10 protein-coding genes are annotated in these 12,508 nt (G+C 34.7%); 7 read left to right on the top strand and 3 right to left on the bottom strand.

The features are described 5' to 3' along the window. Window positions 1-433: 433 nt before the first annotated feature. Complete coding sequence (gene dinB / locus CLV90_RS03680) at window positions 434-1,648, bottom strand: DNA polymerase IV (protein ID WP_133686155.1); 1,215 nt, start codon at window positions 1,646-1,648, stop codon at window positions 434-436. Between the two features lie 277 nt (window positions 1,649-1,925). Here dinB and CLV90_RS03675 point away from each other — a divergent pair, with 277 nt between their 5' ends. Beyond that, on the top strand, window positions 1,926-2,804 hold the full coding sequence (locus CLV90_RS03675) for a hypothetical protein (RefSeq protein WP_133686154.1): 879 nt from the start codon (window positions 1,926-1,928) through the stop codon (window positions 2,802-2,804). A 1-nt stretch (window position 2,805) separates the two neighbouring features. Here CLV90_RS03675 and CLV90_RS03670 read toward each other — a convergent pair whose 3' ends face one another. Next, window positions 2,806-3,759, bottom strand: a complete 954-nt coding sequence (locus tag CLV90_RS03670; RefSeq protein WP_133686153.1) for a hypothetical protein — start codon at window positions 3,757-3,759, stop codon at window positions 2,806-2,808. Between the two features lie 271 nt (window positions 3,760-4,030). On the opposite strand from CLV90_RS03670, the gene CLV90_RS03665 reads away from it, so the two are divergent. Further along, window positions 4,031-5,365, top strand: a complete 1,335-nt coding sequence (locus CLV90_RS03665; RefSeq protein WP_133686152.1) for a hypothetical protein — start codon at window positions 4,031-4,033, stop codon at window positions 5,363-5,365. 152 nt (window positions 5,366-5,517) lie between these two features. Further along, entirely contained in the window at window positions 5,518-6,558 is a 1,041-nt protein-coding gene (locus CLV90_RS03660; RefSeq protein WP_133686151.1) for a DNA cytosine methyltransferase, read from the top strand. Between the two features lie 17 nt (window positions 6,559-6,575). Here the strand turns inward: CLV90_RS03660 and CLV90_RS03655 are convergent, their stop codons facing one another. Next, window positions 6,576-7,292: a CPBP family glutamic-type intramembrane protease gene (locus tag CLV90_RS03655; protein ID WP_133686150.1), complete on the bottom strand. Its 717-nt coding sequence runs from the start codon at window positions 7,290-7,292 to the stop codon at window positions 6,576-6,578. Between the two features lie 401 nt (window positions 7,293-7,693). Between CLV90_RS03655 and CLV90_RS03650 the strand changes: the two genes are divergently transcribed. The 4 genes from CLV90_RS03650 (at window position 7,694) to CLV90_RS03635 (ending at window position 12,501) form a co-directional block, all read left to right on the top strand. Further along, on the top strand, window positions 7,694-8,755 hold the full coding sequence (locus tag CLV90_RS03650; protein WP_133686149.1) for a site-specific integrase: 1,062 nt from the start codon (window positions 7,694-7,696) through the stop codon (window positions 8,753-8,755). Window positions 8,756-9,295: 540 nt separating this feature from the next. Further along, window positions 9,296-10,027, top strand: coding sequence for a DUF6088 family protein (locus CLV90_RS03645; protein ID WP_133686148.1), 732 nt, complete (start codon window positions 9,296-9,298; stop codon window positions 10,025-10,027). Further along, window positions 10,024-11,001, top strand: coding sequence for a nucleotidyl transferase AbiEii/AbiGii toxin family protein (locus tag CLV90_RS03640; protein WP_133686147.1), 978 nt, complete (start codon window positions 10,024-10,026; stop codon window positions 10,999-11,001). Before CLV90_RS03645 ends, CLV90_RS03640 begins: the two co-directional genes overlap by 4 nt. 900 nt (window positions 11,002-11,901) lie before the next feature. Next, window positions 11,902-12,501, top strand: coding sequence for an outer membrane beta-barrel protein (locus CLV90_RS03635; RefSeq protein ID WP_133686146.1), 600 nt, complete (start codon window positions 11,902-11,904; stop codon window positions 12,499-12,501). Window positions 12,502-12,508: the final 7 nt, after the last annotated feature.

Below are 12,508 nucleotides of genomic sequence, written 5' to 3'. Positions count from 1 at the left end.
ATTGTTACCCAAATTCAACAGATCACTTCGTCGTGCCTCCTCTTTTTGGTTGTTGGTTGATGGTTTTCGGTTGTTCGTTTTTTTGCGCTTCACTTTTTGGTTATCGGCTGTCAGTTGACGGTTGACGGTCTTTTTTTCGCTTCGCTTGTGGCGTTGGCCGCGATACGCTGTTCACTATGCGCAGTGCACTTTTTTATTGTTCGTTTTTTTACGCTTCGCGTGTGGAGCTCGGCGCAGTGCGCTTTCTCTCTTCTCTATTTTCTATATTCTTTTCTCTCCTCAACAAACAAATAGGTCTCGAATGCGCTCGACCGGACAAACACTCCAACAACGAACAACGAACAACCATCAACGGACAACGGACAACCGAAAACCAACAACCAACAACGAGTAACAACCAAACATTTCATTCCCCCTTTGGGGGCTAGGGGGCTTATAATTTCCTATGCGCCAACACAACAGGTGGCAATCCGTTGAAAGGGTTATGCATTCTCCCTATTGTTTTTGCTCCCATGCCCGATGCTCGTAATACACTTTTGTCTCCGTAGCGTTTTCGAATGTAATCTAAGGCATTGTAGAGGCTTAGTATTTCTTCGGTATCATCAAAAAGGTTGATTTGATAATTACCAGATACCAGATGACTGAAACGTATACCAATCAACCGTACTAATAACCTACGGTTATACAAATTCTTGAACAGGTCTAGAATTTTAGGTATTAGAATATGGTCTCCGCTGGTATAGGGAATTCGCATTTGCTTTGAGTAGGTATTAAAATCCGAATATCGAATCTTAACTGAAATACAAGCTGTTAACTTATCTCCACGACGTAATTGATATGCCAGGTTCTCGGTCATGGCGATTAGAATACCACGTAGTCGGTTTACATCAATCGTGTCTTTATCAAAAGTCCGCTCCGTAGAGATTGATTTTCGTTCGCAAAACGGAATCACAGGTGTATTATCTATACCATTGGCACGTTTCCATATTACTCCGCCATTAACACCCAAAACACGCTGCATTACTTCCATGGGCATTTCTTGTACGGTACGTACTTGTCTCAGACCAAGATTCCGTAAGGTCTGATAGGTTTTATCGCCTACCATCGGTATTTTTTTTATGGATAACGGAGCTAAAAAAGGTTTCTCCAGTCCCTCATCTATCTTTAACTGATTATTCGGTTTCGCCTCGTTCGTTGCTACTTTAGATACTATTTTATTGGCAGATAATCCAAAGGAAATGGGGAGTCCCGTTTCTTTAATAATCTTCTTTCGCATTTCAGAAGCATACTGGTAGCAACCAAAAAAGCGATCCATACCGGTGAGGTCTGCATAGAATTCATCGATGCTTGATTTTTCGAATGTGGGTACATACTCTTTTATGATTTCTGTCACCACATCTGAGTGTTTACTGTAGTCACCGGCATTACCTCTAATTACAACAGCATCAGGACACAGTTCGCGTGCCATTTTCATGGGCATACCCGAATGCACACCGAATCCGCGGGTTTCATAACTACATGCCGCTACTACACCGCGGTCTCCCGTACCACCGACCAGTAAAGGCTTATTATGCAACTCCCGATTATTGAGTCGCTCTACAGATACATAAAAAGTATCTAAATCTATATGAAGTATGGTCTTGCTCATAACTATCCCTCTAAAAATTGGGGATAGCTAAATTATGGATTATTTCCAATTATTAGGATTATTTCCATTAATTAACATTAAAAAATAAAGACTGTAGAACCTTACAATTTGCAAAAAAAGCTTACAAAAAGAGATTGATTAAACATCACTACATTAAAAAAGACCTACTATTATATTAAACTGGCACAAATTTTCGTTTACTAACATATATCTTGTAGATTTTAAAGGTGTTAAACCAATACAGGTTTCATACTATCTTTGAGATAATATATTACATATGCGTCAAATTCATTTCATATTATTATCTGTCCTATTACTAGTATCTACTATTAGTTTTGCGCAAGATATCGCTACCATAAATATCGTTTCACCAAATGCAAATACGACCTGGAATATTCCAGATAAAATTGCTTTGGAGTGGAATACAGTTAAAATCGATACTAGCAAGTCCATTCGTTTTTTTCTGGTACGTAATGAAATGGTCGTACAAGAGCTGGGTTCTTTTAAGAATGATGGTTTTGAAGACGGTATAGAATTGGCGAAAAATATTGGCTCTGGCAATAGATATCAAGTCGTTGCCATAGAACTATTCCCCGATGACAAATTCAATATTGCTAAAAAGGTAACTCCGTTCTTCTCGATTACGAATGCAGCATCTGACGAAAGAAAGAAAAAACAGCAGCTGGCAAATATGAACACCGTTGTTGCTAAAAAGAAATCTAAAAGCAAAACTAAAAAACAAGCTACACCGAAACAGACTGAAGTGGTTCACATAGAAAATAAAGCCGAAAGTAAACCTGAAGTTAGAGATAGCTTTGATGGTAGAAAAATTTCATATACCAAAGAGTTCGAATTTGAATCTGAGAATCTTATTGTAAAAATTTGGGACCATGGCAGACAAGATGGTGATATTGTATCTATCTATCTGAACGGTGTACAAGTAGTTAAAAGGTACTATTTGACCTATTGGAAAAAGGAGTTCAAAATAAAGCTAGACCCTAAAAAATCTAACGATTTATTCCTTTATGCCCATAATCTAGGCGATTCGCCACCAAATACGGTTTCGGTAGAAATATCTGACGGTAAAAAATCTGAAAATATTGTATTGAACTCCGACCTTCAAAGTTGCGAGGCGGTATTGATCAGTGTAAAATAAGTTACTCTTTCATAAATTGAATTAAGTAAGCAATTAAAATACTTACAAAAAGACCCATGTTTACTTTGGCAAAATCATTGACCAACATTTTATAGGTTTTTTTCAATTCTCCTTTCTTTAGGCGGTAGCTTATTGCAATTTCCCTACCTGCCAAAATTCCGATAAATGCCCATGTAGTACTCATAGGTATGGTATTTACTGTCGTAAAAAAGAATAACAAAAGACCATAACAAGCATCGATTAATGTTGCCGAACGTATATGCTGAGTATTCGATTTTTGATTCACTATACCTTGGATCTTACCACCTTTCGAATTAAATATATACGCCATAATAAGTAAAATGAGCGCTAATGAAAATATGAGTTCATACAATGACAATTGCCTTGGAAGAAATACAAAAATATTGGCAAAATCTTGTATTAACCACTGCGACCAAAGAAAGCCTGTTGAAAACCATTGCGCCACTAGCCAATAGGGACGCTGCTTTTTTTTATCCATTAATCGAATAGAAGCCGGGGATTCAAATTTTTTCGTCAAAAATAGATACAACACAAATGCAGCAACGAAGGCAAGTGAATAACCGAATACAGATTTAAGTATCATTTTTTCTATCAGTTGGCTCGATGAAAAAACACTTAAAATCATAAACGTCGTACTTGCAGGTATACCAAAACGGGTAATTACCAGTAAAGAGATCGGTGCCAATAAATACCACCAGGGCATTGGATCAGGTAGCGGAATATTCGACAACCTGCCATAAGAAACATCACCACCGTTTATATACCAGCCATAAACCAAAGTAACGGTCAAAATAGAGCCCGCAAAGCCCCATAAAAGCCACCATTTCACATTCGAATTAGAAGTGATGAACGTACCTAATGTTTGTATTACATCATTAGCAATCACAGCATAAGCTGCCACAATAAAACCTAAATAAATAATATATTGATCCATTTATAATTTTAATCTATAGCCTTTTTTATCACTAATAATCAATGCATTAACTTTTGAAAATAAAGGCCGAAAGTAGTATTAAAATTGATGCGCCCATTTATTTTATTAAAAAATTATCAATCACTTTTTGTTCTCTAAAAGAAGATTTCATAATACAACTTTAACCATTTCAATTATTCTTAAATATACCGCATAAAACAAACAGATGCCTATCTTTAAGCACAGTCAAAAAACTAACTCTATTTAGGTAGCCTAATTATTAGCAGCATAAATGCCATTTAAAACTTTCTTTGATGAACCTGATAATTATAAAAATCGATTTGATTTTTATGAGCAAGGCGGCTCACCACTATTGCTTGAAAAATTTATAGAAACAATAGAAGAGCAAAAAAATGACATTGAAGAAATCAACGTTTCCTGGTATCTATATAACAATAAACATTTACATAATTATCTTAAAGAAATATCGCAGGCTGGCATTATTGTAAATGTCATTACCATACCCTTAGAAGGGTATGACAGCTTAAAACCACAATACCTAAAACATCTTTACACTAAAGAACAAAGCACTAAAAAATTCACTAAATATGCTTTGGCAAGAGAAATTTTAGGTGAGATGTACAGATCAGAGAAATATCCATATTTCAATTTGTATTTCTTCTCCCACCTTTATGTACGCAGTGCCTTTGTAAATAAATTTTCTAGAGGGTCGCTCCCCTATTCGTTACACATAAAATCTGCCTATCTAAAAAAGAAAAACGGGTATACTTTAGTTTTAAGCTCTTCTAATATGGCTGTTAGAGATTTGGTAAAATATGAATCTATGGTCTGTATTGAAAACGAGCCACATTACGAAGCAAATGCCAGAGCATTCTTCAGCGACCTTATCCGCAACGCCATACCGATTAAAGCATTTAAAGGAGCATTGAACACTACGTGCAATACCTATAAAAAGATAGAATTCAACAACTCTGAACAAATACAAATTACGGCTCCCTTTTATCATAATTCTGCTAACCAATTAGAAACTACCCTCTCTAAATACATTTTAGCTGCTAAAAATAGAATTGTCATTTGCGCACAACATTTAGCCGCTTTCGACTATACCTTTAATGCTAAATATCATTCTACAATTCAAAAAAACGAAACAAGAGGTGGTATTTTAGGTGCTGTGCTAGACATGGCGAGCAAGGGTATATCCGTTACTTGTTTGTCACAAACATTTGCACCAACCACTGAAGATGAGAAAAAATATGAAACGGTAAAATTTAGAAGACCGGCAAACATCGGCAATTTTCAAAAATTTTATACTGAGCTCATGCTTACTAAGAACACATCGTATTTCGTCAATGAACATCTGCATTCCAAATTTATTATTATAGACAACATGCTCATTTATTGTTCTTATAATTTTACACCCACACAGTTCATCTTTTTAGATAATGTCAACATTTCTAAATTTAAAAATATGCCCGATGTAAGTTATGAGGGAATTCATTGCGAAGTGGGCATGCACCTTACCATTAAAGACCTAAATACAGTAAATGCATTCGAAAAAAATGTACAGGAAATAATTAAAAAGAAGGAAACCATAAAGGTGAAATAATTAGAAGTAGACTTACATCTATAGAAAATCGATTCATAAGTTTACTATGCTATAAAAGCAATTTGAAATTCTAAAATGTATTTTTGTGATTATGTGATGTTTTCTAAAAACCCATTTAGAGCATCTAATAAATTAAAGAATAGCATAAGAAAATGAATGTAGTATCCTTTTTTGCTGGAGCAGGCGGACTTGATCTTGGTTTTGAACAAGCCGGATTCAATGTGATATGGGCAAACGAATATGATAAGGATATTTGGGAAACGTATAAAAAGAATCACCCCAATACCACATTCGACAATAGAAGTATTGTAGATATACCTGCAGATGATGTACCCGATTGTGACGGAATCATTGGTGGACCGCCATGTCAAAGCTGGAGTGCAGCCGGTGCAGCAAGAGGTATTCAAGATAAAAGAGGACAGTTATTCTATGATTTTATTAGAATACTGGAAGCCAAACAACCTAAATTCTTCTTAGCCGAAAACGTAAGCGGAATGCTTATTGGTAAACATAGCGAGGCACTTGATGGTATAAAGAATCTTTTAAAAAATGCCGGTATAGGTTATGACCTTTCGTTTAAGATGCTGAATGCGTCTGACTATAATGTACCCCAAGACAGAAAACGAGTGTTCTTTATAGGCATTAGAAAAGACCTGAATTTCAAATATGAATTCCCGACCGAGACTTTTCCTAAAATAACGCTTGAAACAGCTATTTCAGACTTAAAGGATACGGCAATACCTGCGCTAGAATTCAATAATACGAACGGCAAAAAGTGTTCTATTCCCAATCACGAGTATATGATTGGTGGTTTTTCTACCATGTATATGTCAAGAAATCGTGTTCGTAATTGGGACGAACAATCATTTACCATACAAGCAGGTGGTAGACATGCGCCGATACATCCGCAAGCACCAAGGATGAAGCTTATTGAAAAAGATGTTCGAGTATTCGTACCAGGAAAGGAGAATCTTTACAGAAGATTAAGCGTTCGAGAATGTGCCAGAATACAAACATTCCCCAATGATTTCACCTTCCACTACAAAAAAGTAGCGGCAGGCTATAAAATGATCGGTAATGCAGTACCCGTAAATTTGGCTAAATTTTTAGCTAGTAGTATCATGCATCAATTAAAGGCTAACGAAACTAGAAAAACTACAGTAAAAACAAGTGCTTATAATGCTGTAGAATAGTTTAAAACCTATTTTAATTAGTACACACTTTTTAGTTCTTTACTTGCCTCATTTATTTTTGGCGGCATAAAGTACATAAAAATCAACATGATCAGAAAATAAAGAACCGCAAAAATAGGATAGGTATTGTCACCTGCATCTGGTGAAATCGGTAGCATTACCAGCGACATATTTAGCATAGACTGTATGACCAAAACACAAAGTCCGCTTTTCGTTTTTGCATACACTATAGTACACATACCTGCAGCCCCCATCATATTTAAAAATAATGGCCATACCGGCAAATTTTCTATTACTCCTACATTTATAAAAACCGAAGGTAGCCACCATAACGACCATACGAAACCAATAATTAAGCTGGCATAAAATGGTTTAATAATTTTTGATAGTTCACGCACAGCATAGCCGATCCATACCACTTCACCTAGAAATGCCCAAGAGAGTAAGAACAATGTGAATTTTAATGTAGGTATATAGATCTCAAAATCAAGAATAGACATATCTCCATTATAGAAAGCTACAATTGATAAGGTTAGTAAACCTATTGAAAATGCAAATAGTAGCCCAAATAGATACCATTTTGGGTGCACTTTCCAAATTAGCATAGGTCTAAATAAATTCTTTATTCCATCAGTACCTTTTGTGATTTTTACAATAAAAAGCAATAAGAACATCAGTGCATAAAAGCGACCATTGGTATAAGGAAAGAAATCTATCAGTCCTCTACTTTTCAAGTAAGTAATTACAAAATTAAGTAAAGGCGCGAGTGCTAAAAAAATCCATATTTCGTACTTTTTTAAAAAATTTATCATTCTTATTGCAAACATTAAATCTCCAGTTATAAATCTAAAACTAAGGGTAGGTGATTTTTTTTGCGAAAATAGCTTAAACATAACTTATTACATAAAATGTTTACTTATTAATATCCATATATAATACAAAAAGCCCTAACAATCTAATTAGTAAGATTATTAGGGCTTTTGTCGTACTCGAGGCGGGAATATTCATTTCATATCAAATGAAACCATATAAGACCAAATGACTGTAAATCAGATATTTAAAATGTTAAAAATTTGCTTCGTTTTCCTTTTATTTCCTATTTTTAGATGAAAACCGTCACTCAACCGTCACTTTTATGTCTGTACAATTAAGAAGTAGAAAACTAAAATCAGGAGAAAAAAGTTTGTATTTGGATATACACCATAATGGAGAACGATGGCGAGAATTTCTCAAAATCAGATTGTCGCCAAAAGACGCTGACCGAAATGAAAAGAAAAGGTTGGCTGACAGATTAAGGGCAAATCGTGAATTGGAAATACTATCCGATGAAACAGGTCACATACCACAGCATTTAAAAAATCAAAACTTCTTTTTGTTTGCTGAGCACTTCATCAATACGTATAAGTTTAAGGATGTTCGTATTGTGGCCAATGCGGTCGCAAAATTCAAATTGGCTATTGACAACCCTAGATTGAAAATTTCTCAGATAACTCCTTCCATAATGGAAACCTATAAAGATTATCTGATCCATAGTTCAGGACTTGCAGGAGAAACGGCTCATAACTACTTTACAAGATTCAAGAAAGTTTTAAAGTCAGCTAAAATACAAGGGTACATAAAAGTGATGCCTACGGAAGATATTCGGTTCTCAAATCCTCACAAAGACGATACGTTGAGGAAGCAAGTGCTCGATGGTGAGGAATTACAGAAAATGGCCAATACACGTTGTGGCAATAAAGAAGTAAAGAAAGCCTTCTTGTTCGCTTGTTATACTTCGTTAGGTTTTGCCGAAACTAGAGAGTTAACTTGGGGGAATATCAATAAAAGTCGCCTAATTACTCATAGGAAAAAGACTGGAGAACTGATAAACAATCGATTGAACCAAACGGCTCTTGCCATAATCGGAATGCCCGGAAGGAAGAACGATTTTATTTTTAATGTTCAACATATTAGTATAAATGGCCTGAATAAAACGATCGGTTATTGGGTTCAACGAGCGGAAATCAATAAACATATTACTTTCTATTGCGCCAGACATACCTTTGCTTGTTTGCTGCTTATGAATGGCGCAAACCTAAAAACGGTTGCCGATGCCATGGGACATAGCTCTACCAAAAGCACCTTAAAATATTTGAACTTCATCAACAAGCTACAAGATGAGGCCATTGATAATCTTCCAGCTTTAGAGATTGTTTAATTATGAGCAGTAATCGAGCGCTGGCAAGATAAGGGCATGGAGCGTTTTTTTTACGCTCCATGCTGTTATGCGCGGTGCCGAGGCTGTTGGAAAACCTCAGGTTTTTCAACTTACGCAGGAACATGGGGTTATATGACGGATGCCCTCTACAAACTGATAATTATATTCATTATCAAATAACGGTCAAATAAGTTAGTACGCATATATATGTTGACTTTAGCGGATAGCCAACAATAATAATAGTAGAGCTGTCAAATAAGGTTAAGAATTATAATTTAGTTTTAAATGTCAAGTTTTTTGCGCAAAAAACTTGTCTTGTTGGTCTTTTAAACTTTGTATAAGAAGGTAAATAATTGAATAGGTAGATTGATACTTTTAGAACAACGTTAGGTCACTGTACCTTGCGAGAGACTTTACTTCTCGCAAGGTACAGTGACCTATGAAACAATGCAAATAAAGTTATTAGAGCTTATTAAAAAATGTCCAGTTTTTTAATAAATAAACTGGACATTTTAAATATCTTTGTAGAAACAATTTCCAATGAAAACCTCTGAATACATTGAAGATAAGATTAATAAGTTGCCCAAGGGGTATGTATTCACCTATATAGATTTTATGAATGAGGTGGCCAAAAGGGAAGCCGTAATCAAACATCTTAATCGAATGGCCACTTCGGGGAAGATTAATAAATTATCCAAAGGCAAATACTATAAACCCCAAGAAACAGTATTCGGTACTTTGTTACCTGACCAGAATCAAATTGTAAAAGATTTATTGGAAGAAGACGGCAAACTTGTGGGGTACATTACGGGGTATAGCGTTTATAATTCCCTAGGGCTTACCACACAAGTAAGCAATACAATACAAATTGGTAAGCGGGAAATAAGACCATCCTTTAAAAGAGGTCGTTTTAGAATTTCGTTCATTAAACAAAAGAATACGATCAATAAAGAAAACATTCCGCTATTGCGATTATTGGATGCCATGCGTTACGTAAAGAAAATACCCGATACCAATATTGCTAAAAGCTGCATCCGATTTATGGCATTGTTGCGCGAACTGAATAGTAGCGAACAAAAAAGAATCATAAAATTGGCTTTTAAATATTCCCCAGCAACAAGAGCATTATTAGGTGCGCTGCTAAGGGAAATTGATTGTAAGACAGCGGCTGAAATAAGAAACCTTCAAGATTCCTTAAACCCCATAACGGTTTATAATCTTGGTATTTCTGAAAAGGTGTTGTCAAATGCTAAATACTGGAATATAAAATGAAGTTGCACGAAAACGAAGAACTTTTCAGACAAGCGGTACAAGCAACCGCACAGCGGATGGATATTTCAGATATCTACATCGAAAAGGACTATTGGGTATGTTATGCTCTAAAACTCATTTATGAAAGTGCCATTAAAAATGAAGTTATATTCAAGGGAGGTACGGTCTTATCAAAGTGTTACACGTACATCGACCGTTTTTCTGAGGATATTGACTTGGTCGTTTTGCGAAGAGAAGAAGAAACAGGGAATCAATTAAAAAACAAACTCAAAAAAATAACAAGGGAAATAACCGCACCGTTTACCGAAGTAGCTATGGAAGGAATTACCAATAAATTGGGGATGATTCGGAAAATAGCGTATAACTATCCCAAGATTTTCAAAGGTACTTATGGACAAGTAAGGGATGTAATTATCATAGAGGCGACATGGCTCGGCTACTTTGAACCTTATTCTAAGAGAGTCCTGAATACCTATATCTTTGATATGATGATGGCTACCAACCAAACAAGCATCGCTGAAGAATATGCACTATTGCCTTTTGAGGCTCTTGTGTTGGATTCCAGAAGAACATTTTGTGAAAAAATAATGAGTTTGGTTCGGTTTTCACACACCAAAACCCCTATTGTAGACTTGAATGCAAAAATCAGGCATATATATGATATTCATCAGCTACTAAAAGATGATACGATTCAGGCGTTTTTCTCTTCGGATGTTTTTGATAGTATGCTGCTAAAAGTAGCACATGACGATGTGCAAAGTTTTAAGAACAATAATGACTGGTTACAATACCATCCCAAAGAAGCCCTAATTTTTAAAAAACCTGAAGAAACGTGGAATAAGCTTAAAGATACCTATCAGAATGACTTTAAGTTTTTGGTTTATGGGGAGTTGCCAAATGAGGAGGATATTTTGATGACGATTATGAAAGTGGGAGAACGATTGCGAACGATTACTTGGATTGTTACTTTTTAGTATTGAGTTATTAAGAATTTATAATGCTAACGCACAATTTATACTAATTCCGATACATGGAAATTAATGAAAACCAACAGAATATATGTATATAGCGGTTTAAAAAGTATTGGAGAAAAGATATCATCCCTTTATATGAATGCATTGAGCATTCTTCATAACAAATCCTTCAAATTCAAATCACAACTACAGGCACATGTTTTGCGTGAAATAGTTGGAGGATTAAGGGTTATTCTTGCCGCAACAATTGAAAAGATAAAAATACTCAAGGACTTTTAACTAACAGATCGTGGACATGTAGTTTCAATATTGGTTGCTTTAGATTTGCCTATTAATGCAATTGATTATAACCAGTAATATGGGAATTATAGCAAATATTTTACGTTATAGAAATTTCCTACAAAATTACTGGAATAAAGACAATTGCTTGACTATAAATTACAAGTACCGTTTAATTTTAAATCATTATATAACTATTAAATAGCTGAAAATCAATAATATAAATAATAAAATAATAATAAAAATTTTGTTTTTTCAATTCTTTTTTATCCTACATTTAACTTACCTAATTTAACCTATGTAAGACGGTATCTCTTTTTTGAACGCGTAAGCCAGCTTTTGGGAAAAGCAGTGCTTACTACTTTTTTTCAACCTAAAAATAATTTAAATGAAAACAAGATTACTATCAATGAAGCTCAACTAATTCTCCATATGTTGGTTTTCTACTAAGAAATTAAATGCTCGTTAGTTTTTGATAGAAAACGCATTGATTATAACTCTTTTGTGTAAAATAAAAAACGTACATAAATGAGATTACATCATATAGAGAATGCGGGTTCAGGCATTTGCCCTTTATTGGATAGAAAACTTGCCTTCACAAATTTAAAATGCACCAACTAAATGAATATAAAAAATTTAAAATCACTAGCGAATACCCTTATCAAACTGCTTCCTATTTATATTTTATTTTTTACTATAACAGCTAATTCTCAAATAACCAAAGGCAATTGGATGTTTGGCGGTGACGCCTCCTTTTCTAACAAAGAAAGATTTAACAATAACTTTAAAAATGATAAACTTAAAACATCTGAATTTGATATTAAAGCTAATGCAGGTTATTTTTTTATAGACAAGCTACAGGCAGGGATTCGAGTTGGTTATTCTGACTACAAAAGAACCAATACAAGTTCTGATGTTAACAGATATTTGCTGAATTATGGAGCTTATTCGAGGTATTATTTTTTAAACCCTGAAAAGTTAGTAAATATATATCTTGATGGTGGCTATTTTTTTGGTAGTTCTGCTTTTGAAAATGGAGAATTGAAAGATAATACACATGGGTATTCGATTAGTGCTGGACCCACTATTTTTTTTAATAGTTCTGTGGCTATGGAACTGGGCCTAAATTATTCTTCCGAAAAATTTAAAGGGGTGAATGATAGTACCGAAAACAATCTCCAATTAAGTCTAGGGTTTCAAATATTTTTAACAAAAAAATAAAATCAAA

The organism is Maribacter spongiicola (assembly GCF_004364165.1).
Lineage (GTDB): Bacteria > Bacteroidota > Bacteroidia > Flavobacteriales > Flavobacteriaceae > Maribacter > Maribacter spongiicola.
This window is presented reverse-complemented; position numbering and strand designations above follow the sequence as displayed.

Bases quoted from the DNA above. Each gene is read 5' to 3' on its own strand.
- CLV90_RS03670 (WP_133686153.1), bottom strand. From the start codon at position 3,759: ATGGATCAATATATTATTTATTTAGGTTTTATTGTGGCAGCTTATGCT.
- CLV90_RS03675 (WP_133686154.1), top strand. From the start codon at position 1,926: ATGCGTCAAATTCATTTCATATTATTATCTGTCCTATTACTAGTATCT.
- CLV90_RS03645 (WP_133686148.1), top strand. From the start codon at position 9,296: ATGAAAACCTCTGAATACATTGAAGATAAGATTAATAAGTTGCCCAAG.
- CLV90_RS03660 (WP_133686151.1), top strand. From the start codon at position 5,518: ATGAATGTAGTATCCTTTTTTGCTGGAGCAGGCGGACTTGATCTTGGT.
- CLV90_RS03665 (WP_133686152.1), top strand. From the start codon at position 4,031: ATGCCATTTAAAACTTTCTTTGATGAACCTGATAATTATAAAAATCGA.
- CLV90_RS03640 (WP_133686147.1), top strand. From the start codon at position 10,024: ATGAAGTTGCACGAAAACGAAGAACTTTTCAGACAAGCGGTACAAGCA.
- CLV90_RS03650 (WP_133686149.1), top strand. From the start codon at position 7,694: ATGTCTGTACAATTAAGAAGTAGAAAACTAAAATCAGGAGAAAAAAGT.
- dinB (WP_133686155.1), bottom strand. From the start codon at position 1,648: ATGAGCAAGACCATACTTCATATAGATTTAGATACTTTTTATGTATCT.
- CLV90_RS03635 (WP_133686146.1), top strand. From the start codon at position 11,902: ATGAATATAAAAAATTTAAAATCACTAGCGAATACCCTTATCAAACTG.